The following is a 23,528-nucleotide window of genomic DNA, read 5'->3' as shown; positions in this document are numbered from 1 at the left end:
CGTGAATGAACTGCACGTCGGATTGGATGACGACGCATTGCGGCTGATCAGTGCCGCGGAGGCGTTGGTGCCGACCCTGGCCGAGCACGCCGCGGAGGTCGACCGCAGCGGTCATATCTCTGCTGAGGTCTACCGGCAGGTTGTCGATGCCGGGTTGCTGCGGGTGTGTGTGCCCAAACGGCTCGGTGGGGAGCAGCAGAAGCTGCAGACGCTGGTGGCGATCAGCGCGACGTTGGCCCGCGGGTGTGGCTCCACCGCGTGGGTGACCCAGAACATCAACGGCACCGCGCTGCTGGTGGGCATGTTCGGCGAGCAGGCGCAGCGCGAGGTCTGGGAGCACAACCCTGATATCGGCGTGTGCGCGTCGCAAGCCATGGCGTCTCAGGTGACCCGCGACGATGGCGGCTACCGAATCTCGGGACGGTGGGGTTTCCTGTCCGGTGTCGAACAGGCCGGTTGGGCATTGCTGATGATGCCGATCATCGCTGACCCGGCTGCCCCGGAGTTCGGGCCCGCGCTGGTCCCGGTCGCCGACGGCACCGTCGAGCAGACGTGGAACGTCGCCGGGATGCGCGGGACCGCGAGCAATACCTTGGTGCTCGACGACTACTTCGTACCGGACCACCGTGTCCTGTCCGTCACCAAGGCTCTGGCCGGCGACTACGCCACCGAGTACCGGGACGAGGCGCTGTACCGCACTCCGCTCGCTCCCAGCCTCGAACTCGGACTGGCCGGTACTCCGCTCGGGGTGGCCGAGGGTGCGCTGGAATATGTGCTGAAGCTTGCCGACAAGCGTGGCATCGCCTACAGCACTTTCCCTTCGCAGAGTGCGTCCACCGGGTTTCAGATCCAAGTTGCCGAGGCAGCGTTGAAGATCGACACCGCGCGGCTGTTCATCGCGCGTCTTTCCCGTGATCTCCACGACGCCGCCACCGGGCGGATCGTAATGGAACCCGCCGACAATGCCCGCTTCCGCGCTTCGGTCGGGTTCGCTTGCCAGCAGTTACGCGAAGCGATGCAGATCCTGATGAACGCGCACGGGACCGCGGCCTTCGCCGAAGCCAATCCCCTCCAGCGGATGTGGCGTGATGTCAACACCGCCACCAGCCACGGCATGCTCACCCCGACGCTGGGCTATGAGATCCACGGTAAGGCGCTGGTCGGCAGTAGCGAAGTCGTCGCACCGCTGGTATGAGGCCGACACCGAGCCCAGTCTCCGATCAACGCACGAATCGCACAATGGCAGGATATTTGATGAAACAAGACATTCGACCCGCACCTGAACGAATTCTTGTGTTCGGTGCCAGTGGTCATGTGGGGGGCCCGGCGGCCGCGGCGATCGCGGCCGCCGACAATGCGCCGGCATTGCGGATCGCCACGAGCTCCGCGGAGAAGGCCGCTGAACTGAAGGCCGGCTTTCCCTCGGCCGAGGTCGTGCAGGCGAGCTACACCGACCTGCCGAGCCTGGTCGCGGCGTTCGACGGCGTCGACGCGGCATTCCTGATCACGCCGGACTTCAGGATCGATGAGCGCCAGGCGATGATCAATGTGTGCGCCGCCGCGCACGCGGCTGGAACGCAGCCGCATCTGGTCAAGCTCGTCGGCGTGACGATCGGCATCAATACCGTCAACGAGCTGCGCACGCCGTTGCGTGACGCACCGGGGCCGTCATTGCAGTACCAGCAGGCACGAGCGGTCTTGAACGCTTCGGGTCTGCCGGTGACCTTCTTGAACTGCTTTGCCAACTTCATGGACGATTTCCTCACCGTGTGGCTGCCGCCGGTGCTGAGCCGCCGAGTGCTGGCGGCGCCCTACGACCGCAGTTCCTTGTTCGTCGACCCTCGCGACGTGGGCGAAGCGGCGGCACAGCTGTTGCTGCGGCCACACAATCGCGACCACGACGGGTACATGCGGCACATCACCGGCAACGAACGGATCAGGTTCTCCGAGGTCGCCGACCTGATGACGGAAGTTCTGGGTGTCGAGATCACCTACGAGGACGATCCGGAAAGGTACAAGTCCGAAGTCGGGGGACTCATCACCGCACAGTACGGCCCTGCCGTACTCGACTGGTTCCTGGCTTTCTCGGAGAACGAGCAGAAGGAGGAAACGCTATTCATCGTGACCGACGAATTGCGCCACCTGCTGGGCCGCGAACCGCGTACACTTCGCGAATTCTTCGAGGAGCGCAAGCAGCTCTTCCTCGGGGATGTTTCACCGCTGGCGCAGAACGCGTAGGCCGGATGAGTTCGGTGTGATCCACGGCCTGCCGTCGCGTCATTTTTCGCCGCGGCAGGCCACCCGAAAAGAATGCGATGAAGAACAAGGGATTCGCCCCGCTCCTCCCGATCGGCGTGGCATAGAAGAGAAGGTGCACATGATGGTGAACACCACCAGCGGAGCGGTCGTCGGCAGCACATCCGACGGCGTTGCGGCTTTCCGCGGAATCCGCTACGGCAAGCTGGCGAACGGCCGCCGCTTCGATCCGGTCGCGCCGGCGGCGCCCGATTCCGCACAGGATCTTCGCGACTCCCCCGCCATTTTCCCGCAGCTCGCGAGCCGGCTCGATGCGGTACTGGGCAGTGTCTGGCGCGAGCATCCACAAGAGGAAGACGCGTTTCTGCTCAACATTTGGGCGCCGTCCGGTGCCTCGAATCGGCCGGTTCTCTTCTTCATCCACGGTGGCGGCTTCGTTTCGGGTGGCGGAGTAATGCCGTGGTACTCGGGTGAGCGGCTCGCCCGCGAGGGCGACATGGTTGTGGTGACCATGAACTATCGGCTCGGGCCGCTGGCGCATCTGCTGGCCGGGCCGGCGGCCGACGACGCGAATCGCGCGGTCGATGATCTGCTCCAAGCATTGACTTGGGTGCGCGAGAACATCGCGTTGTTCGGTGGTGATCCCGACAACCTCACGGTTGGCGGGCAATCGGCCGGCGCCTTCTATACGCAGGTTCTGGCGGTGTTGCCTGAGTCGCGGAACCTGATTCGGCGGCTGCTGCTCATGAGCACCCCCGGAATTCCGCCCGCCAGCCGAAATCGTATCGAAACCCTCAGTAACGAGGTCATCGAGAACCTGCACGGTGCCGACCCGAAAGACGTGCCGATCGAAAGCCTGCTGCTGAGTCACCAGGAGGTGGCGAAGAAACGCGTCGCATTCGGATCGATCGCTCCGACCAGCCTGATGCCGATGGCCGACGGCCGTGTCCCGGATTGGCTGGACGATCCGGCACGCATTGTCCAAGAGATGGGCGCTACGCAGCTGCTGGTCACCTTCACCCAGGACGAGACCGGCGCCTACTTTTTCAGCTCGCGCGAGCGGGATATCACCGATGAGGAGATACGCCGGCTCGGGTACCAGCCGACAAAGTCCTACGACACGCCGTATGCGGCACTTATCGCGTGTACGACCGATGCTATGTTCGCGGACCACTCGCGAGCACTGGTCGCGGCATCGCACCAGCACGGTGTCCGAGCCGAACTGCGCGAGTTCTCGCTGCCGAGCCCGCTTGACGGTATGGGCAGCTGTCATGGCATCGACACCCCTTTTCTGTTCGGGAACCGCGCTGCCTGGGTCGGTGCGCGCATGCTCGAAGGGATAGCTGACGATATTTTCGACGCGGAATCCGAAAAACTGCGTCGCACAGTGGCTGATTTCGTGCACCTTCCCTGAACGGATGAATAGATGAAACAGGAAAAGGTCACGTTCTGTCGTATCTGCGAACCTGCGTGTGGCCTGATCGGCGTAGTCGAGGACGGGAAATTGCTGGCGTTACGGCCGGACAAGGATCACCCCCTCAGCGCGGGTTTCGCGTGCCCGAAGGGCATCGCACACGCAGCGACGCAGAACGACCCGGACCGGGTGTTGCACCCGATGCGGCGGCAGTCCGACGGCTCTTTCGAAAAAGTGTCCTGGGACGAAGCGATGCAGGACATTATTGCGCGATTGCGCATCATCCGGGAGAAATACGGCGCGGAGAGCCTCGGCTGGTACTTGGGAAACCCGGGCGGACTGAATTACAGTCATCTGCTTTGGACGCTCGGCACGGTAGACGCGCTCGGCGTTTCGCATTTCTACTGCGCGGCGTCGCAGGACACGCACAGCAGGTATGTCGCAAGCCAACTTCTCTACGGGCATCAGCTGATCGTTCCGATCCCAGATCTCGAAGCCGCCGAAACCGTCGTTATCTTGGGCGCCAACCCTGCGGTGTCGCACGGCAGCCTGGCCGTCATTCCCCGGTTCACCGACAAACTGCACGAGGTCGAGAATCGGGGGGGCCGGGTGATCGTGATCGACCCGCGCCGCACCGAGACCGCGCGCTTGTTCGAGTGGACGCCGATCACCCCGGACGCCGACGCGTGGTTGCTGCTGTCGATGCTGCACGTCTTGTTCGACGAGAATCTGTACGACGCCGACGCGCTGACCGAATGCACCGGTCAGCGGGAACTACGCGCGGCGGCAGCACGGTTCGCACCCGAGGTGACGCAGGCCCGGACCAGTGTCCCGGCCGAGACCGTGCGAGATATCACCCGCCGCATGGCGCGTACCAAGGCGGTGCTGTACGGCCGCACCGGCACCTGCCTGGGCACCAGCGCGACGCTGGTCAATTGCCTGATGGACGCGGTGAATCTGGTCGCGGGCAATCTCGACCGCAGCGGCGGCGCGATCTTCGGCGATGAGGTGCTCCCGATGCGGGGGGTGACGGCATCCAGTCTCACCTACAACACCCGTCGCAGCCGGATCGGAAACCTGCCCGAGGTCGCCGGTATGGAACCGGCCTACAACATGGTCGCGGAAATCCGCACGCCGGGTCGTGGGCAAATCCGCGCGATGCTCATCGCGGCCGGAAATCCGGTCCTGTCCACGCCGGGTGGCCAGCACCTCGCCGACGCGTTGGACGAACTCGATCTGGTGGTGTCGCTCGACTTGTACATCACCGAAACCAATGCGCATGCGCACTACGTGCTGCCGGTGACCGCGATGTACGAACGCGAGGACGTCATGCTGTTCACCCAGCCGTACTATCCGAAGCCTTTCGTCCAGGCGACCGAAGCGCTGGTACCCCCGGCCGGTGAAGCGCGGGCGGAGTGGCAGATCATCGACGAGATCGCGCGCGGTCTCGGTACCCGGGCGCTGTCCACCCCAGCGCTGCGCGTGGTGGCGAAGGTCGCGGACATGCTCGGCAAGCCGCTCACGCCACGGACGCTGCTGAATGCCATGATCCGGATCGGCCGCGGCGGTGATCTGTTCGGCCTGCGGCCTCGCGGACTCACCTTCGACAAATTGGTGCGGCGCAATCCGCACGGAATCCTGTATGCCGAACAATCCGTCGCCGGCCGGCGACGGAAAGTGATCCGGCACCGCGACCGCAAGGTTCATCTCGATCATCCGGAGATCTGGGCCGAGATCGAGCGCTTGGAGCGGCGCGTCGACGATCCCGAGTATCCGCTCTTCCTGATCGGGATGCGTGAATTGGGCTCGGAGAATTCCTGGATGCACAATGCCGCGCAATTGCGCGCCGGACGTCCGGCCCATGCCGCGCGTGTGCATCCGCTCGACGCCGAGGAAGTCGGTGTGGCGAACACCGAGACCGTGCGCCTGGTGTCGAAGCACGCGGCGATCGAACTGCCGGTGCTGATCACCGAGGACATCCACCGGGGTGTCGTTGCCGTGCCGCACGGCTGGGGCCACAACGGCAAAGGACGTTGGCGGACCGCCAATCGAGAAGGCGGTGTCAGCGTCAACGATCTGACGACCACCGATCCGTCCGACGTCGATCCGCTCTCCGGTGTCGCGCATCTCAACGGGGTCCATGTCCGACTCGAGCGCGTCGAAACGTATGTCGAGGAAGGAGTCTGAGCGATGGCATATGTGATTGCCGCGCCGTGTGTCGCCGACTACTCGTGCTTGGAAGTGTGTCCGGCCGATTGCATCCGGCCACGACCGGACGACCCGGAGTTCATGCGTGCCGAGCAGCTCTACATCGACGCGCAAACGTGCATCGACTGCGAAGCGTGCGTGACGGCATGCCCGGTCGACGCGGTGTTCGAGGCCTCTCGGCTGCCGCGGAAGTGGGGGGAATACAAGAACATCAACGCCGAGTACTTCCAGGCGCGGACATGAGGGCGCCACTGCGGGTCGCGGTGGTAGGGGCCGGACCCGCCGGTATGTACGCCGCCGGGCACCTGCTCGAAGGGCCGGCGGGCACCTACCTCGACGGACAGCTCCAGCGTCTGACCGACCACCCGATCGAGGTGGACATGTTCGACCGGCTGCCGACCCAGTGGGGACTCGTCCGGCACGGTGTCGCGCCCGATCATCCGGAGAAGAAGCTCGTCCAGACCGTGTTCGAGGCGACGGCCGCGCGCCCGGGCTTCCGCTTCTTCGGAAATGTCGACATCGGCAACCACATCTCGGCCCAGGAGCTGTCGCAGTGGTATGACGCGGTGATCTACGCGATCGGCGCGTCCGGTGACATATCGATGGGAATCCCTGGTGAGGAGCTGCCAGGGTGTCTGGCCGCGCGAGTCTTTGTCGCCTGGTACAACGGCCACCCGGATTACCGCGACGTCGATGTCGATCTGTCCCACGAGCGCGTTGTCGTCGTCGGAAACGGCAATGTCGCTCTGGATGTCGCCCGGATCCTGGCCATGCCGATCGCCGATCTGGAACGTACCGACATCGCCCCCTACGCCCTGGAGGTGTTGCGCACCAGCCGGGTTCGCGAGGTCGTGCTGCTCGGCAGGCGCGGTCGCGTGCACGGCGCGTTCAACAACGCCGAGCTGGACGAGCTCGGTGACCTGCCGGGCGTAGACATCGTCGTCGAGGGCGACTCGCCTTCGGATCGCGACGTCGTGCCGGGCGACCAGGACGCGGCGACTCGCCGCAAGGTGTCCACCCTGCGGCGCTACGAGAATCGGCCCGTCGCCGGACATGGGCGCGCAATCGTGTTGCGGTTCCTGACCTCGCCCGTACAGCTGGTCGGAACAGACGCAGTGACCGGACTGCTGGTGTCGCGCAATCGGATCGAGCGCGACGAGGCCGGTTATGCGTGCGCGCGACCCACCGGTGCGACCGAGATCATCGGCACAGGTTTGGTGTTGCGGGCGATCGGCTACTGCGGAACGCCGCTGCCCGGCTTGCCGTTCGACGAGTTGCGCGGCGTGATCCCGAACCTCGACGGTCGCGTCGTCGAGGACGGCCGATCGATGCCGGGCACCTACGTGACCGGGTGGATCAAGCGAGGCCCGCGCGGAATCATCGGGACCAACAAGAAATGCGCTCGCGACACCGTCCGGGCGCTGCGTGCCGACGCCCTGGCCGGCGCGTTGCCGTGCGCCGGCACCGTGACGGCGGCAGCGGTGGAAAAGATTGTCCGACAACGCTGCCCGCAGCTGGTAGACCAGCGGGGATGGCTGCGGATCGACGACTACGAGCGCCGCGCGGGCCGAGCGCTGGGGCGTCCCCGGCATAAACTCACCGATGTCGCCGAACAGCTCGCAGCCGCGGCGAGGTAGGTACGGGGCGATTCAGCCCCGCGCCGCCGGGCTCTTTTCTCCGATATTTCGGCACTGGATAATTTTAACGCTATGTGGATAGATCTACCGTATTTCAGACAGTACGCTGACATTCTGAAGCGAGTGGCAGAAGGCCGGAAACGGGCCAGGCGGATAGCGTTATCGGGAAGGCTCGATTTATTCGAGAAGCGGCCTGGGGATAATGAAATTTTTTGTCGCCGGGCATAAAACTTATTGTCATTTTGACAAAACATTGCCGGTGAATTGACTACACAGGCGGTTGCCCGGAGGTGGCGAGCCTGGTGAACGGAGAGGAGGACTCGCATGGTGCACGTGACCCCGAAGATCACTCGGACGGAAGTCGATCGGCGTGTATTCGCCGATGACGAGATCTATCGGTTGGAGATGCAGCGGCTTTTTCGCGATGGCTGGACCTACGTCGGGCTGGAGGCCGAAATCCCCGAGGTCGGTGACTTCCGGCGGTCCTGGATGGGCGATCTGCCGGTGATCATGACCAGATCCAGAGACGGTTCGGTGAAGGTGCTGGAAAATGCGTGCACCCACCGCGGCGCGCTGGTCGCGCTGGATCAGCGGGGCAACTGTTCGACCTTCACCTGCATCTATCATCAGTGGGTCTTCGGTGAGGATGGCCGGCTCCTCGGCGTCCCGATGCGCAAGAACTACACCGATGGACAGCACAAGGAGCGCGGTGGTCTGCGGGCTGCCCGTGTCGAGACCTTCTCGGGGATGGTGTGGGCGACCTTCGGTGAAGGTGTCGAACCGCTCGCGGAGTATCTCGCGGACGCGGGACCGCACCTCGAGGATGTGTTGCACGGCGGCGACGTGGAAATTCTCGGTTACCACCGGTTCGAGGTGAAGGGCAATTGGAAGCTCTTCTTCGAAAACACCCAAGATGCCTACCATGCGGCCCTGCTGCATAATTTCGCGATGGCGGTGGGCGTCAACCCGTCCGGCGAAAATCTCGTCTTCCAGAACGGCCACGGAGCGCTCAAGTGGAAGACGGTCTCGCCGTCCGACGAGGCGATGCGTGAGCATCTGTCCACGAAAGAATTCCAGATGCAGGATTTCTCGCTCTTCCAGAGTCATGATCGACCCGCCGAGAACAGCTGGAACAGGGTCATGGGTATCTTCCCGAACGCCTTGGTGCTCGAAGAGTGGGACATGCTCAATGTCCGCCACATTGTCCCGAAAGGGCCCACCTGCGTCGAACTGCACACAGTTTCGCTTGGACACAAGGGGGAGTCACCGGAGAAGCACGCCAAGCGGGCCCGCGACTACGGCAACTTCTTCGGTCCGGCCGGGTTCGCCGGCCGCGACGACGTTGTCGCGATCGGAGCGGTGCAGGCGACCGAAGGTGTGTCCAGCGTGGACAGCAGCTTTATGGCGCTCGGTGACCTCAGCACACCGAGTGGCGATTTGGAGGGTGAGTACACCGTCCGAGGGTTCTACGACGCGTACCGCAGTCGGATGGGGTGGTGACCGTGACCGAAACAGTGCATAACGTGGCCCCTCGAGGCGGCGATGCCGCCGTGGAAGCCGAAGTGCGCGAACAGGTTCTGCGCCTGCTCCACGAGGCCTGCGCGACGCTGGACGAACGGCGCTACCGGGACTGGATCGAACTTTTCACTCCGGACGGGCGTTACGTCGCCACCTCGGCGGAGAACTTCGAAAACAATTGGCCGCTCTCGGTGATCGATGACAACCGGGCCAGCATGCTCGACCGCGCCGAGTTCATCGAGAAATACTGGTCCATCGAGCCCGGCCGCACCCGCCGGATGGTCGGAAACGTCGATATCGAAGCGGCGGGGCCGCAACAGCTCAGGGTCCGATCGGCCTTTGTGGTGTACCTCACCAATTCGGACGGCCGGGTGGAAATCCAGGCAACCGGCACCTATCGGGACGAACTGGTCGATCGCGGGGGATGGCGCTTTCAGCGACGCACAGCCGTGCACGACAACGATCTGCTGACCCGCCCGGTCACCTATCCGTTCTGAGGCCGCAGCTGTGCACCCTGCTCGCCGAAGCGATCTTGTGGCTGTTGTCAGCACGGCGAGCCGAACAGATTCATCGACGAAGGAGCGACGCGTAGTGGCGCAGACAATCACCATACCGACCGCCGACGGGCATCAGGCGAACGCATACCTGGCTGCGGCCGCCACGGACAGCCGCGCGGGTGTGGTGGTCATCCACGAGATCGCCGGCCTCACCGCACACTTCGGCGCGCTGTGCGAGCGGTTCGCCGAAAACGGTTACTCGGCCATCGCGCCGGACCTGTTCTCCCGTGACCCGGGGATCGTGGAGCCGGTCGGTGCCGGCGATTTCGGTGCGGCGCTGGCCAGGTTCTACGCGCTGGGCTCCGAACGCTGGCTCGGTGATCTCGCCGCGGCGCGGGAGGCGTTGGTCGCCCGGTGCGGCGTCGACCCGGACCGGGTCGCGGTGCTCGGCTTCTGCCTGGGCGGTTACCTCAGTCTGCTCGCTGCCACCGACCCGAGTGGCGGGTGGGCGGCTGCCGCTCCGTTCTATGGGCCGCCGGCCGGCTACGGCAACTTCGGTGCACCAGCAGAGCCGAACCCGCTTGCCCGCGCGAGGAACCTGTCCTGCCCGGCGCGACTGTTCTACGGGAAGCACGACGAGCATATTCCCGCGGAAGACGCCCTCGCCTTCGCGGCCGATGCGCAGGCCGCGGGCGGCCACGTCGAGGTCGTCCTCGAGGACGCCGGCCACGCCTTCTTCAACGACACGCGCGACAGCTACGACGAGGTCGCGGCAGAGCATGCCTGGACGGCGCTGCTCGAATTCCTCGGAAATACCCTGGAAGAGGCGAGATGAACCGCGATCGGATGGTCGATCTATGGGAGCGGCACGCGTCGTATGAATTCGTGGCGCGGGACGCCGACCTCGCGGTCTCCACCATGGTTGCCGACGCCGCCGTGATGCACCTGCCCACGATGAGCGGTGGTTTCGGAAAGGAATTCCTCCGGCATTATTACGCCGACATATTCATTCCTGGAATTCCGGCCGACACCATGAACGATATGGTCGCGCGGTCGGTCGGTGACGACTGTGTCGTCGACGAGCAGATCATGCGGACGACTCATGACATCGAAATTCCCTATCTGTTGCCCGGGCTGGCGCCGACCGGCAAGACGATCGAGATTCCGTTCGTCGTTGTCGTGAAATTCCGCGATGATCTGATGCTGAGTGAGCGGCTGTACTGGGATCAGGCGGCGGTGCTGAGTCAACTCGGCCTGGTCGATCAGAGCCGGCTGCCGTTTGCCGAGTTCTCCGAGGTGACTGCGTTTCTCCGCGACAAGGTCGGGCGATGACCGCGCGCGCTTCGTCGACGGGTGACCGGCGTGTGGTCATCGCCGGACCCGGGGAGAAGGTGGGCGAGCAGAGCGATGTCCTGGTCCGACGCCACGGCGAGGTCGTCCTCGACACGCTGCTGCGGTTGGGCTGGACAGCCCCGCACGCCTGCCGGCGCGGCGGCTGCGGGGTTTGCCTCATCCGGATTCATCGCGGCGAGGTGCGTCATGGGCCGCATACCCAGCGGGCCCTGTCCCAGCGTGCCGAGACCGAGGAGCGGCTGGGGCTGGCCTGTCGCGCGTTGCCGACGACTTCGGTGGTCGAAATCGACTTCTGTCGCGGGGATACCGCGCGGGGTACCACTTTTTCCGATTCAACCCGGAGCTTTGTAAAGGAACAATGACGATGAGTGTACTGAGATTGGGTTACGTGCATTTGGCCGTGACCGACATGCCGACAGCGCACGACCACTACACCGACGTGGTCGGGCTGGCCAAGAGCGCCGAGACACCGGAGCAGCTGTATCTGAAGGGCTGGGACGAGTGGGATCATCACTCGCTGGTCCTCGAACAGGGTGACGGGGGACTGCTGGCGATGGGCTGGAAGGTCCGGGACAACGACGCGCTGGCCAAGGTCGAGAAGGCGGCGCACCGGTTCGGTGCCACGGTACAGCGCCTGTCCGACGGTGAACGCACCGCGGTCGGCGACGGTTTCCGGTGTGTATTGCCCAGCGGCCATGTCGCCGAGTTCTACTCCGAGATCGAGACGGTCGGGACAGCGGTCGGCACTCTCAACCCCGACCCCTGGCCGCGCGGTGGCCTGCCCGGAATCGGCGCTCCCAGGCTGTCGCACCTCGCGCTCTCGGCCGACGACGTCGCCGGCATGGAGCGGTTCATGGTCGACGTCTGTGGATTCCACGTCACCGAGCGCATTGTGGCCGACCCCGACAATCCTGATCCGATGGTCTCCTTCATGAGCTGCGGGGAGCAGGCCCACGACATCGCGGTCCAGAAAGGTGAGGACGGTCGGCTGCATCACATCGCCTATGAGGTGGAGAGCTGGAACGCCGTGCTGCACGCGGCGGACGTGCTCTCGATGAACGACGTGCCGATCGACATCGGTCCGACTCGGCACGGCATTACGCGCGGCGAAACCGTCTATTTCTTCGACCCCACCGGAAACCGCAACGAAGTCTTCGCCGGCGGCTACCGATCGGGGCCGGATATGCCCTGTATCACGTGGACGGCCGACCAGCTGGCCCGAGCGATTTTCTACCACGATCGCCGGATTTCCGAGCAATTCATGACGGCACAGACCTGAGCCGTAACCGAGCTACCTACCGAAAGCAGCGAAGTGATGACTTCTACAGCTGATAGCACTGTTGTCGCCGGCCGGACGGGCCGCAGCGCGCCCGAACTGGCCGAATCGACTGTCGAGCACGACGGCTACCGCACGCACTACCTGCAGGCCGGGTCCGGACCGGCGATCGTGCTGTTGCACGGCTCCGGCCCCGGTGCGACCGGACGCGCGAACTGGGCGTTGACCCTGAATTCCGAACTCGCTCAGCGGTTCACCCTGATCGCACCCGATATCGTCGGCTACGGCGCGACCGAGCAGTCGCCCGAGGTAGGGCTCAGCCACGACAACCGGGTGGAGCACATCGCGTCGTTTCTGCGCGCACTCGACCTCGGACCGGCGCGTCTGGTGGGCAACTCGATGGGTGGCGGCATCGCGCTCGGGATCGCCGCCCAGTACTCCCGGCTGGTCGAGCGCATGGTGCTGATGGGTACGGCCGGAGTGTCGTTCCCGGTGACCCGTGAGGTCGACCAACTCTACGGCTACACGCCGAGCGAAGAGAATATGCGCGGGATCTTCGAGTTGATGGCCTACGACCGCTCTCGCGTCACCCCGGAATTGGTACGGGCGCGCTACGAGGCCTCCAAGGAGCCCAGTGTGGCCCAGCGGTGGGCGGATATGTTCCCCGCCCCCAGGCAACGGCACATCGACGCGGCCGCCTTGCCGTTCACGACCCTGGAGCAGATCACCACCCCCACGCTGCTGATCCACGGCGTGCACGACCGGGTGGTTCCGCTGGCCGCGACGTCGCTGCGGCTGGTGGAAGTGTTGCCGAACGCCGATCTGGTGATTCTGGGCCGCTGCGGGCATTGGGCGCAGGTGGAGCGTGGCGAGAAGTTCCGTAGCGAAGTCGCCCGGTTCTTCTCCGAAACGGAGTGACCACCATGGCACCGCTTCAGTCGTTGGTCGTGACCTCGATCGCCACCGAAGCCGAGGACGTGGTGTCGGTCGAACTGCGGCACCCGCAGGGGGCCGAGCTACCGCGGTGGGAGCCGGGTGCGCATATCGACCTGTATCTGCCGTCCGGGCTCATCCGCCAGTACTCGCTGTGCTCGGACCCCGCGGACCGGACCCGCTACCGCGTCGCGGTGCTGCGGGTGGCCGATGGTCGCGGCGGCTCGATAGAGGTGCACGACACTGGGCTCGTCGGCCGGGAGCTGAAGGTTGTCGGCCCGCGTAATCATTTCCCGCTGAAAGCCGCGAAGAGCTATCTGCTGATCGCCGGTGGCATCGGTGTGACTCCGTTGCTCGCGATGGCGCGGCAGCTGACTCAGCAGCGGCAGCGATGGTCGATGATCTACGGCGGCCGGTCCCGGACGAGTATGGCGTTCGTCGATGAGCTGGCCGAGCTCGGCGGTGTGGTCGACCTCGTCCCGCAGGACGAGCGTGGATTACCCGACTTGGCCGCGTCGATCCGCGCGAGCCCGCCGGGCACGGACGTGTACTGCTGCGGGCCCGAAGCGATGCTGCGAGCGGTGCAGGCGTTGTGCTCCGAGCATCTTCCCGCGGGTGCTTTGCATATCGAGCGGTTCGCGGTGGCCGCACCGGAGGGCGCTACTCAGACCGGCGCGGATCAGGCGATCGAGGTCGAGTTGGCTCGTTCGGGCCGGCTGCTCCGGGTGCCTGCGGACCGCACGGTGCTCGACGCGGTCCTCGAGGTCGAGCCCGGCACACCGTATTCCTGCAAGGACGGCTACTGCGGAACGTGTGAGGTGGCAGTGCTCGGGGGCACGCCCGATCATCGCGACACCGTGCTGACCGACGCCGAGCGAGACAGCGGCGAGACCATGCTGATCTGTGTGAGCCGCGCGCAGTCGCCGCGGCTGATCCTGGACTTGTGAAAACCCGCAACTGTCCACCGGACGCCGTGTGGTGTCGACGTCGTGTCCGCACGCCGTCGGTGTACGCGATCGTGCCGTTCGCCGGACTCGAGGCCGACCGTGGCTGTCGGCAGCCGCGAGGTGTACGTGTCCGGGCTGCACACACCGGATAGCTGGATTCGTTTGCCGGCTAGGTGGTCTGCCCACTGCTTACTAGCGTGGCTGGCGTCACATTGAGAGAGGCATAGGGCGGCTCCGAGACATACCGGCCTCTCACCTTCGCGACATCGGCGTATTCGAAAGGATGACCAATGCGCACCATCACCATCGTCGGAGCCGGCCAGTCCGGGCTTCAGCTCGGCATCGGGCTGCTGGATGCCGGGTACGACGTACGGATCGTCTCCAACCGCACCCCGGAACAGATCTACAACGGCCGGATCACTTCGAGTCAGGCCATGTTCGGCAGCGGCCTTGCCCGTGAGGCCCAACTGGGACTCAACTTCTGGGACGACGAATGCCCGCATGCCGACGACATGGCGCTCGCAGTATCGGATGGAGCGGGCGGTAAAGCGATCTCGTGGACGACGCGTATCGATATGCCGGTGCGATCGGTCGACCAGCGCGTGAAGTTTCCACGCTGGATGGCCGAATTCACCAGTCGTGGTGGCCGTCTGGACATCCACGACGTCACTGTCGAGGATATCGAGGAATACGCGCGGGAATCGGACCTCGTCCTTATTGCGGCGGGCAAGGGCGATCTCTCCGCGTTGTTCGAACGGGACGCGGCCCGCTGCACGTTCGACGCTCCGCAGCGCACGCTGTCGCTGACCTACGTCACCGGTATGACGCCGCGGACGCCGCGTCGGGCGCTGTGTTTCAACCTGCTCCCTGGCATCGGTGAGTACTTCACCTTCCCGGCGCTGACCACCACGGGCCCGTGCGACATCATCGCGATCGAATCGTTCTTCGGCGGTCCGATGGATGTTTTCGGCGGTGTCACCGATCCGGAACAGCATCTGGCGCTCGCGCTGAAGGTTCTGGAAACGCACGTGCCCTGGGAGGCGGAGCGGTGCCGTGACGTTCAGTTGACCGATGACCTCGGTGTGCTCGCCGGGAGTGTGACGCCGACGGTGCGCAAACCCGTCGGGGTGCTGCCGTCGGGTGCGCCGGTGCTGGGTTTGGCCGACGTCGTCGTGTTGAACGATCCGATCACCGGTCAGGGCTCGAACAGTGCCAGCAGGTGTGCGGCGTCGTATCTGTCCAGCATTCTCGCGCACGGTGACCGTCCGTTCGATCGGCAGTTCATGGCCGATACCTTCGCGCGGTACTGGGACTACGCCAAGTACGTGTCGGCGTGGACGAACGCGCTGCTCGCTCCGCCGCCGCCGCACGTCCTGGAAATTCTGGGCGCGTCCGGTGCGAGCCCCCGGATCGCCGGCCGATTCGCCAGTGGCTTCGATGATCCGCGGGACTTCTTCCACTGGTTCATGGATCCGGACAGCGCGCGAGCGTACCTCGATGATCTGGTGCCGGCGGTCTGAAAACTGCGAACGCTTATTCCCGGAGATGAATTCGCCAGAACTTTTTCCGGCGTATCCAATTCTTTTGTATTTCATTGTCCAGAGCGCTTCCGGCGCTGAAATTATATAGTGAGGAATCCAATGACCGACCAGGATTACGGATCAGCTGTCGTCGTGACGCAGAGTGAGCGCAACACGCGCTGGTTTTTCCGGAACATGGTGGACGTGATCGCGGGCGCCGAGCAGACCGGAGGCGCGTATGCGATGTTCGAGCTGATCGGCCCGCCCGGCGATGAGGTGCCGCTGCATGTGCATACGGAAGAGGATGAGGCCTTCCTGCTCCTCGAGGGCGAGATGACGGTGTGGGTCGGCGACGATGTTCGCACCCTGCGCGCCGGCGACTACGCCTTGATGCCGAAACACGTCGTGCACTGCTACAAGGTCACGTCGGACACTGCGGCCCGGTGGATAGCCATCACGTCGCCGGCCGGTTTCGAGGATTACGTGATCGAGATCTCCGAGCCTGCCGCCGAGCGGCGCCTGCCCGATTTCGCGGGGTTCGACCCCGAGAAAATGGCGGAGGCGGGCAAGATCAGTGAGAAATACGGCGTGACGTTCCGGGGTGCCCCCGGCCAGCGCCCCTCCGACCTGAAGAAATAACGCTCGGGCCCGATAGGACACATCAGGGAAAGATTCGTGCCACGGGTGTTGACTCCGATCAATTCCCGTGGCACGTTCTTCGCAGGAAATCGCTGTCACTGCCGGGGGATGTGCTGCCGGAATGCTCTGCCAGCCGGCCCGCGGTCCGATCAAGGAAAGACCCATGCAACTCACTTCCGCACTGCACCGGCAGTTGCAGCAGGATCCGAAGCGGGTTTCGACCTCCTTCGGCGGTAGGCATCGAACAGCCGAGGAAACCATTCATCGGGTGGCGCTGGTGGGCGCCATGCTACGCAGTATGGGCGTTGGCGACGGGGATCGGGTCGGCATTCTCGCGTCGAATTCGGATTACTATCACGAAATTCTGCTCGGGAGTGCGTGGGCGGGCGCCGTCTTCGTTCCGATCAACACACGATGGTCGATCCCGGAGATTCGCTACGCACTCGACGACTGCGGGGCAAAGGTGCTTTTCCTGGACGACGGTCAACTTCCGCTCTGGGCGGAGCTTCGCGGCGTCGGTGATGACCTGAAATTCGGCTATATCGGGGAAGGCGCGCCGCCCGAAGGCATCCTGGATTACAACACGGCCATCGCGGAATTCCCTCCGATGGAGGATCGACTCCGCAGCGGAGACGACCTGGCCGGAATCTTCTATACCGGTGGCACGACAGGCCGTTCCAAAGGCGTCATGCTCAGTCACCGGAATCTGCTGACGTCAGCGATGGGAAGCTTGGCGACCGGGGGCTTCCTGACCCCACGTGGAGTCGTGCTGCACGCCGCGCCGATGTTCCACGTCGCGGATATCTGCACCTGGGTGGGCGGGTTGATCACGGGGGCCACGCACGTCATCATTCCCGGTTTCACACCCACCGGCGTCCTGGATGCGATCGAGAATCACGCGGTTACCGACGTGTTGCTCGTCCCGACCATGATCTACGCCCTGCTCGACTCCCCGGATGGCCGCAACCGCGACCTGTCCAGCCTGAAGCGGCTCATCTACGGCGCGGCGCCGGTCACGCCCTCCGCGCTGACGAAGGTCCGGGATCTGTTTCCGGAAGCCGAGCTCGTCCAGGCATACGGGATGACCGAGCTGAGCCCGATAACCACCCTGCTGCTGCCGGCAGACCATGAGCGACCGGATCTGCTCACCTCGGCGGGTCGTGCACTGCCGCACTCGACCGTGCGCATCGTCGACACCGATCGTGGGGTGGAGCTGCCCCGGGGTGAGATCGGCGAAATCGTCTCGCGCGGCGATCATGTGATGCTCGGTTACTGGGGCATGCCCGAAGCCACCGCGGCAGCGGTCCGTGCGGGGTGGATGCACTCCGGGGATGCCGGATACATGGATGACCAGGGCTACGTCTACGTCGTCGACCGGCTGAAGGACATGATCATCAGCGGCGGCGAGAACGTCTACACCATCGAAGTCGAGAACGCTCTGGGATCGCACCCGGCCGTCGCCTCCAGCGCGGTGATCGGTGTTCCGGACCAACATTGGGGTGAACGAATACATGCCTTCGTCGTCCGCAAGCCCGGGACGAGCGTGGACGATGCCGAACTGATCCAGCATGTGCGTAGCCTCATCGCCGGATACAAGGTACCGCGGGGTGTGACCTTCCTGGACGGCTTGCCGCTGTCCGGCGCAGGGAAGATCCTCAAGCGGACTCTTCGTGACCAGATGGAGGATTCGGCGAAATAGACCACAAACGGGCGTCTTCTCGGAAGAGGAGGCGCCCGTTTCTACTGCCTGCGTCAGAGTAGCGTGTCTGCGTTAAAGTCGCGCTTCCGAGGTGGCGGCGTAGTGACCTAATCGCAACGTCTGCGAGGGCATTTCGCCGAATCGGGCACGATACAGGGCCGAGAATCTCCCCGGGTGGAGGAAGCCCCAGCGGGCCGCGACGTCGGCGACGGTCGTCCTGGCGGGATCGGCTTCCATCAGGTCGGTACGTACCCGCCGGAGCCGGACGTCACGAAGGAATGTCATCGGGGTGGTGTCGTAATAGCGGCGGAAACCATCCTGGAGAGCGCGGGTGCCGATTCCGACCGCCTCGGCGACATCGGCCACTGTCAGCGGCTCGTGCGCATGCGCTTCGATGAGATCGAGTGCGCGTGCGATCGGCCGTGCCACTGTTGGCCGGGGTTGCTCGTCGATCTCGTCGCGATAGTTGTTCGGCTGGCCCAGAAGTAGCTGACCGGCGAGTAGCCGTCCGAATTCCTGTACCGCGACCGAGCGGGTGGTTTCCGTATCGACAGCATCCACGAGCAGCGTCAACAGACCACGAAAGGTGCGGTTTGCCGGTGTCGTGAGGTCCATCTGCGGCTCGAAGACAACGGGTGCCCGGGGATCTCGGTCGAGCTCTTTGCGCAGCGCTTCGTCGACCGATGACTGATCCAGCAGCAGCAGCAGCTCTCGATTCGGGCGCTCCACCGACATCGACACCCGAGCACCGGGCCCGAGCACGGCCGCCCGGTCGGGCGTGGACACGAATTTCTCGGATCCCACCGACATCGACACCCGGCCGGCGAGCGGGACTTGCACCAAGTAGAAGCCATCGAGGTCGCGGGGGTCGACTCGAACGTCAGTACCGTATTCCAGGTAGTACACGCCGGCGCCGCCCCAGCGGAGGCCATGGAAATGTGTGTCGAGTGCGCGCCCGCGGGTCAGCGGTGACAAGCGATGATCGCTGAACTCGCTCCGGACAGCGGCGCGGACCACGTCGGGATCCGTGGACTCCACCAGGCGATGGGCGGCCAGCGGTCTCTTGTCGATCAACAACAACTCCTCCGGACGAGCTCCCATGCGTGCCGTGTTGGTGATTACCGTCACGATCACATCTTTCCATAGTGTGCCACCGCCACAGGGTTGTGAACGGCCGGATCCGCCTATCTGCACACATCGGATAGGTGGATTCGTTTGCCGGCTAGGAGGACTGTCCACTGCTTACTAGCGTGGCTGGCGTCACATGAAGGGTATTGGCCCGGTGCGCGGCGTACCGGACTCTCACCTTGGTGACATCGGCGTACTCGAGAGGATGAGCAATGCGCACCAGCACCCTTGTCGATGCTCGGCGGTCCGTGGCTGTTTTCGGCGGTGACCGATCCGGTCGGCATCTGGAGAGCGCGACGGAGGTTCGGGAAACGCCGAAGCCGCCACGTCCGGTAGACCGAGGAGCTCGGTGCGCTCGCCGGTGGTCTGACGCCGACGGTGCGTAGCCGGCCGGGGTACCGCTCTCCGTGACTCGGGTATGGCGGACGTCGTCGGGTCGGACGATCTGATCACCGGTCAGGGCAACAATCGCTGGGACCACGCCGAGTACGGGTCGGCGCGGACGAACGCTCTGCTCGTTTCCGCCACCACATGTTCTGGAAATTCTGGGTACGGCCGGTGCGAACCCCCGGATCGCCGGCCGAATCGCCAGTGGCTTCGATGATCCGCGGGATACGAACAGGGAAGACAATGTCGATAGAAAAATTCAAAGCCGTTGTTCTCGATGAGCCGGGCACCGCGCTCGACGGATTTTCCGCTTTGCAGCTTCGTGATATAGAGGTGCAGGAACCCGGAGCTGGAGAGGTGCTGGTGCGCACCGCGCTCGCGCCGATAAATCCTTCGGATCTGCTCTTTGTGGCCGATAAATTTCCCGGCCCCACGCGGCCGTCGTTCCCCGGTCAAGTAGCGGGCATCAGTGGTGCGGGCTACCTGGCTTCGGCAGACGGTGCCGAGTCCGAACCGAAAAAGCTGTTCCATTATACGGCGTTCGGCACTTGGGCCGAGTACATTACGGTGCCGGCCGAATCGCTCATCGAACTCCCCTCGGATTACCCGCTCGAACTCGCGGCCCAGTTCTCCAATGTCGTGACGGCATGGCAGTTGGTCGAGAACTCGGGTGTGCAGCCAGGACAGTGGCTCGCCCTCACCGCGGGATATTCGACGGTAGCGACGATCGCTGCGCAGTTCGCGGCTCGAAAGGGAATCAAGGTCGTCTCGATCGTTCGCAAGAAGCGGCCGGAAGTCGACCTTTCCGCGCTCGGCGCCGCGGCGGTAATCGCTATCGAGGATTCCTCTTCGGGCCTGCGTGAACGAGTTCTGGACGCGACGGCAGGGGAGGGGTTGTCGGGTGTGATCGATTGTGTGACGGGCCACCAGCTCGGTGAGTTGATCCGGGCCTGCGCACCGTTCGCGCGGGTGCAGCTCTACGGCGTTCTCGACGAGTCGCCGTTGGGTCTGAGCGGGGCGGAGATCATGTACACCTTCGTGCGTATCGAGCCCTACAGCTACCCATTCTCCTTCGTTCCACCGCAATCCGAATCGGACTTCCGCATGCTGCAGGAAGTGATCGAATCCTCCACTGGCGGAGCGATCAAGTCCGGGAGTGCGGGGATATTCAAGTTGGCAGATTTCAGAAGCGCCCTCGAAGAATATCTCGAAGGTGGCCGCCCTGGAAAGATTTTCCTGTCGGTAGATTGAACAATTAACAACGCCCGTCGCATCACCAGTGAATCGGAAGGACACGGTTATGACGAAAGTTGCATCAAAAAATGAAAGCCCGTTTGTCGGCAAGGTCGAGAGCGTGCTGGCGGCCATGTCGGAAGGGAATCTCGAAAGAGTCGGCGAACTTTTCGCCGAAGACATTGTCTACCAGCTCACCGGACAACACCAGTTCTCCGGCAAATACGAGGGACGCCAGAGCATTCTCGGCCTGTTGGCTGGTGTGAATTCGAACTTCCCCGACGGTGTGAGCTACACGGCCGACCGCATCATTGCGGTGGATGACACCGTGATCGCGACGTTCACCGGAATCGGCACCACCGCGAGCGGGAAGAAGTACCACAACGAGTACTGTGCGATCTGGGACTTCAACGAAGATCAACAGGTCAGCCATATCCGGGAGTACTTCGATAGTCACCACGTGCTTTCGGTGATGGGGCCGGAAGCCTGACCGATACGCTCGGTTTGGTTCGTGTTCGGAACACGATACGGAGGTCCGGTTCACGTAACGCTGGGGGTGCGTGAAACGGACCTTCGGGTCACCGCTCGGAGCTCCGCCGGATGTCGAAGGGGCCGAAGCGCTGGCGCGCCGCTCTGCGGACCGTCGCTGAATCAGCGCTGAAATGGGCATTCTCGCATCAGAATCAAGCCAGGTTGACGTGGTGACCACACCGTCACTGGCGTGAAAGAACCGATGCCCCCGCCGCGAAATCCGGTCGGCGGCGGATGTGCAGGGCGCGGATCGACTTCGCTGACGGGGAGTCCTCATGCACAGCAACCCTTTTCATGCGCCCGCGGCCTGGCTGCTCGCCGAGATCGCCGCTGCGGAGTGATCCCACCCTCGAGGAATTCCTCGCGCTGCTGCGCGTCGACCCTACGGCCGGCACCGTCGAGCTGACCGGCCTGACGGCCGTACTCGCCCGAGTCAGCGTTCCGGATGGTCACGCCAAGGTCAGCACCGTGCGGGGGATAGCCCGATACCACCGCGATGTCCGGCAGGTGCACGCCAACGGCGTCGACCACCGCGGTCCGCCTGTGCCCCCGACGAGACGCAGGTCGGCGCCGTGTCAAAGGCAATGTGGGTCGTGCCGCTGAGCAGCACTCACGGAGTTACCAGTGGAAAGATGTTGTCGGCCTTGGCGTGTCAATGAGAAGGTTAGGGTGAGGTCTCCGTCCTGCGCGCAGGGCCGCAAAGTGCTTTCAGCGTGATCACCGCCGGTCAGCGCGGCGACAGTCCGCAATTCACGGCCGTGCTCGACGGTATCGCGGTGCCCCATCCTGGGACCGGGGTGCCCGCGCGGATCGGCGGGCGCGTGCCGACAAGGCCTACAGCTTCCGCGTCAACCGCGCGCACTCGCGCCGATGTCAGATCACAGGCGATGATCCCGATCGCGGTCGACCAGTCCGCCGACCGCAGGAAGAAGGGCTCGCTGTTGGCCGGCCACCAGCGTTCGACGCTGTGCACACTTGTCCTCGTTCACCTCTTCGGTCGCACCGGCGGCCGGCGCGGTGGCCGTAGCAACCGGATACGACTCGCCGTCTGCTACCGGGCCACCCGCCCGCATCGCAGCCATCAATCAATGGCTATGACACGGGCGAAGGCGGGCAACTGACCGCCCGCACCCACTTATGACACACGGCCCAGCGCATCGGCGGTGAGCCGAAGCGTTTGTGAGGGCGTTTCACCGAACCGTCGCCGGTACACGGCCGAGAATCGGCCCAGGTGCACGAAGCCCCAGCGGATCGCGATGGTGGTGACGGTCGTGCTGGTTGGATCGGCGTGCATCAGCTCGGTCCGGACCCGCCGCAGTCTGACGTCGCGGAGGAAAGCGGTCGGTGTTGTGTCGTAATAGCGTCGGAAGCCGTCCTGCAGCGCGCGGGCGCCGACACCCACGGCTTCGGCGATGTCGTCGACCGTGAGTGGCTCGTGGGCGTGCGCTTCGATCAGTTCGACCGCCTGAGCGATCGGCCGTGCGACGGTACGTCGCGGGGTGAGGTTCAGTTCGTCGCTGTAGTTGTTCGGCTGGCCCAGAATCAGCTGGCTGATGAGCAATCGTTCGAACTCGCGAAGCGCGATCGACGACGGTTCCACCGCCGCGTCGACGGCATCGACGAACAGCTTCAGCAGGCCGTGAAAAGAGTGGTTGGCGGGTGTCGTCAGATCCATCTCGGGATTGAAGATCAGCGGAGTGACAGGGTCGCGGCCCAGCTTCTTGCGCAGCATGCCCTGAACCGAGCTCTTGTCCAACCGCAGCAGCAGATGCCGATTCGCCGGCTCCACCATCATCGACATTCCACCAGTAGCGGGCTGCAGCAACGACGCACGGTCCGTGGTCGACACGAAGGTCTGTGATCCCACCGAGACCAGGGCTCGCGCCGACAGCGGGACCTGAACCATGTAGCACGCGGCGACATCGAAGGGATCGATCCGGACGTCGGTGCCGTACTCCAAGTAGTAGATGCCGCCGCAACTCAACTGGAGCCCATGGAAGTGGGTGTCGAGCGCGACGTCCTTGCTCAGCCGTGACAGGCGGTAGTCGCCCAACGAGTTGCCCACTGTTGTCCGAACAAGATCAGGATCCGAGGACTGAACGAGCAGATGGCCACCCAACGGCCGCTTTTTCAACTTCAACGGCAACTCCCAATCACGCATACTGAACCGGTGACCATCATCACAGGCCCAGGTTGCCAATATATTCCATTTCTGCGTCGATCGTGTCAAAACGCCAGGATCGACGCGCATCGGATAGACGGCGCGTCTGGGGGATAGCCTAGCGCCTCATTGCTCCATACCCTGACCGCTGGTCATTTCCGCAGCGTATATTCCCAGGTCGGAGGGGTTAG

22 protein-coding genes are annotated in these 23,528 nt (G+C 64.2%); 19 read left to right on the top strand and 3 right to left on the bottom strand.

Annotated elements, in window-relative coordinates; genetic code table 11:
- Nucleotide 1 precedes the first annotated feature (1 nt).
- The 17 genes from ACT86A_RS10780 to ACT86A_RS10700 all read left to right on the top strand — a co-directional run bounded on the left by ACT86A_RS10780 (nucleotide 2) and on the right by ACT86A_RS10700 (nucleotide 17,897).
- Nucleotides 2-1,195 (top strand): acyl-CoA dehydrogenase family protein, encoded by a 1,194-nt coding sequence (locus ACT86A_RS10780; protein ID WP_445091914.1) that lies wholly within the window; start codon nucleotides 2-4, stop codon nucleotides 1,193-1,195.
- A 59-nt stretch (nucleotides 1,196-1,254) separates the two neighbouring features.
- Complete coding sequence (locus tag ACT86A_RS10775; RefSeq protein WP_445091913.1) at nucleotides 1,255-2,238, top strand: NmrA family NAD(P)-binding protein; 984 nt, start codon at nucleotides 1,255-1,257, stop codon at nucleotides 2,236-2,238.
- A 16-nt stretch (nucleotides 2,239-2,254) separates the two neighbouring features.
- Nucleotides 2,255-3,670 carry a carboxylesterase family protein gene (locus ACT86A_RS10770; RefSeq protein WP_445091912.1) on the top strand — a complete coding sequence of 472 codons (1,416 nt, stop codon included), beginning with the start codon at nucleotides 2,255-2,257 and terminating at the stop codon, nucleotides 3,668-3,670.
- Nucleotides 3,671-3,682: 12 nt separating this feature from the next.
- Nucleotides 3,683-5,857: a molybdopterin-containing oxidoreductase family protein gene (locus tag ACT86A_RS10765; RefSeq protein WP_445091911.1), complete on the top strand. Its 2,175-nt coding sequence runs from the start codon at nucleotides 3,683-3,685 to the stop codon at nucleotides 5,855-5,857.
- 3 nt (nucleotides 5,858-5,860) lie between these two features.
- On the top strand, nucleotides 5,861-6,121 hold the full coding sequence (locus tag ACT86A_RS10760; RefSeq protein ID WP_445091910.1) for a 4Fe-4S dicluster domain-containing protein: 261 nt from the start codon (nucleotides 5,861-5,863) through the stop codon (nucleotides 6,119-6,121).
- Nucleotides 6,118-7,515 (top strand): FAD-dependent oxidoreductase, encoded by a 1,398-nt coding sequence (locus ACT86A_RS10755; RefSeq protein ID WP_445091909.1) that lies wholly within the window; start codon nucleotides 6,118-6,120, stop codon nucleotides 7,513-7,515. Before ACT86A_RS10760 ends, ACT86A_RS10755 begins: the two co-directional genes overlap by 4 nt.
- A gap of 324 nt (nucleotides 7,516-7,839) precedes the next feature.
- Nucleotides 7,840-9,015, top strand: coding sequence for an aromatic ring-hydroxylating oxygenase subunit alpha (locus tag ACT86A_RS10750; RefSeq protein ID WP_445091908.1), 1,176 nt, complete (start codon nucleotides 7,840-7,842; stop codon nucleotides 9,013-9,015).
- Between the two features lie 2 nt (nucleotides 9,016-9,017).
- Nucleotides 9,018-9,530, top strand: coding sequence for an aromatic-ring-hydroxylating dioxygenase subunit beta (locus ACT86A_RS10745; RefSeq protein WP_445091907.1), 513 nt, complete (start codon nucleotides 9,018-9,020; stop codon nucleotides 9,528-9,530).
- 94 nt (nucleotides 9,531-9,624) lie between these two features.
- Nucleotides 9,625-10,365, top strand: coding sequence for a dienelactone hydrolase family protein (locus ACT86A_RS10740; RefSeq protein ID WP_445091906.1), 741 nt, complete (start codon nucleotides 9,625-9,627; stop codon nucleotides 10,363-10,365).
- Nucleotides 10,362-10,862, top strand: a complete 501-nt coding sequence (locus tag ACT86A_RS10735; protein WP_445091905.1) for a hypothetical protein — start codon at nucleotides 10,362-10,364, stop codon at nucleotides 10,860-10,862. Before ACT86A_RS10740 ends, ACT86A_RS10735 begins: the two co-directional genes overlap by 4 nt.
- A complete protein-coding gene (locus ACT86A_RS10730) occupies nucleotides 10,859-11,245 on the top strand; it encodes a 2Fe-2S iron-sulfur cluster-binding protein (protein WP_445091904.1) in 387 nt (128 codons plus the stop codon). Before ACT86A_RS10735 ends, ACT86A_RS10730 begins: the two co-directional genes overlap by 4 nt.
- Before the next feature lie 2 nt (nucleotides 11,246-11,247).
- A complete protein-coding gene (locus ACT86A_RS10725) occupies nucleotides 11,248-12,162 on the top strand; it encodes a catechol 2,3-dioxygenase (protein WP_445091903.1) in 915 nt (304 codons plus the stop codon).
- 36 nt (nucleotides 12,163-12,198) lie between these two features.
- Entirely contained in the window at nucleotides 12,199-13,077 is an 879-nt protein-coding gene (locus ACT86A_RS10720) for an alpha/beta fold hydrolase (RefSeq protein WP_445091902.1), read from the top strand.
- A 5-nt stretch (nucleotides 13,078-13,082) separates the two neighbouring features.
- Nucleotides 13,083-14,039 carry a PDR/VanB family oxidoreductase gene (locus ACT86A_RS10715; RefSeq protein WP_445091901.1) on the top strand — a complete coding sequence of 319 codons (957 nt, stop codon included), beginning with the start codon at nucleotides 13,083-13,085 and terminating at the stop codon, nucleotides 14,037-14,039.
- Between the two features lie 290 nt (nucleotides 14,040-14,329).
- Complete coding sequence (locus ACT86A_RS10710; protein ID WP_445091900.1) at nucleotides 14,330-15,559, top strand: styrene monooxygenase/indole monooxygenase family protein; 1,230 nt, start codon at nucleotides 14,330-14,332, stop codon at nucleotides 15,557-15,559.
- Nucleotides 15,560-15,679: 120 nt separating this feature from the next.
- Nucleotides 15,680-16,198: a quercetin 2,3-dioxygenase gene (locus tag ACT86A_RS10705; RefSeq protein ID WP_445091899.1), complete on the top strand. Its 519-nt coding sequence runs from the start codon at nucleotides 15,680-15,682 to the stop codon at nucleotides 16,196-16,198.
- 163 nt (nucleotides 16,199-16,361) lie between these two features.
- Entirely contained in the window at nucleotides 16,362-17,897 is a 1,536-nt protein-coding gene (locus tag ACT86A_RS10700; RefSeq protein WP_445091898.1) for an acyl-CoA synthetase, read from the top strand.
- Between the two features lie 72 nt (nucleotides 17,898-17,969).
- Here ACT86A_RS10700 and ACT86A_RS10695 read toward each other — a convergent pair whose 3' ends face one another.
- Nucleotides 17,970-19,025, bottom strand: a complete 1,056-nt coding sequence (locus ACT86A_RS10695) for an AraC family transcriptional regulator (RefSeq protein ID WP_445091897.1) — start codon at nucleotides 19,023-19,025, stop codon at nucleotides 17,970-17,972.
- Between the two features lie 630 nt (nucleotides 19,026-19,655).
- On the opposite strand from ACT86A_RS10695, the gene ACT86A_RS10690 reads away from it, so the two are divergent.
- Nucleotides 19,656-20,663 carry a zinc-binding dehydrogenase gene (locus tag ACT86A_RS10690; protein WP_445091896.1) on the top strand — a complete coding sequence of 336 codons (1,008 nt, stop codon included), beginning with the start codon at nucleotides 19,656-19,658 and terminating at the stop codon, nucleotides 20,661-20,663.
- Between the two features lie 49 nt (nucleotides 20,664-20,712).
- A complete protein-coding gene (locus ACT86A_RS10685) occupies nucleotides 20,713-21,135 on the top strand; it encodes a nuclear transport factor 2 family protein (protein WP_445091895.1) in 423 nt (140 codons plus the stop codon).
- Nucleotides 21,136-22,054: 919 nt separating this feature from the next.
- Here the strand turns inward: ACT86A_RS10685 and ACT86A_RS10680 are convergent.
- Nucleotides 22,055-22,258, bottom strand: a complete 204-nt coding sequence (locus tag ACT86A_RS10680; protein WP_445091894.1) for a hypothetical protein — start codon at nucleotides 22,256-22,258, stop codon at nucleotides 22,055-22,057.
- A 53-nt stretch (nucleotides 22,259-22,311) separates the two neighbouring features.
- Nucleotides 22,312-23,316, bottom strand: coding sequence for an AraC family transcriptional regulator (locus ACT86A_RS10675; RefSeq protein WP_445091893.1), 1,005 nt, complete (start codon nucleotides 23,314-23,316; stop codon nucleotides 22,312-22,314).
- Nucleotides 23,317-23,528: the final 212 nt, after the last annotated feature.

Source organism: Nocardia glycosmidis, assembly GCF_052545115.1.
This window is presented reverse-complemented; position numbering and strand designations above follow the sequence as displayed.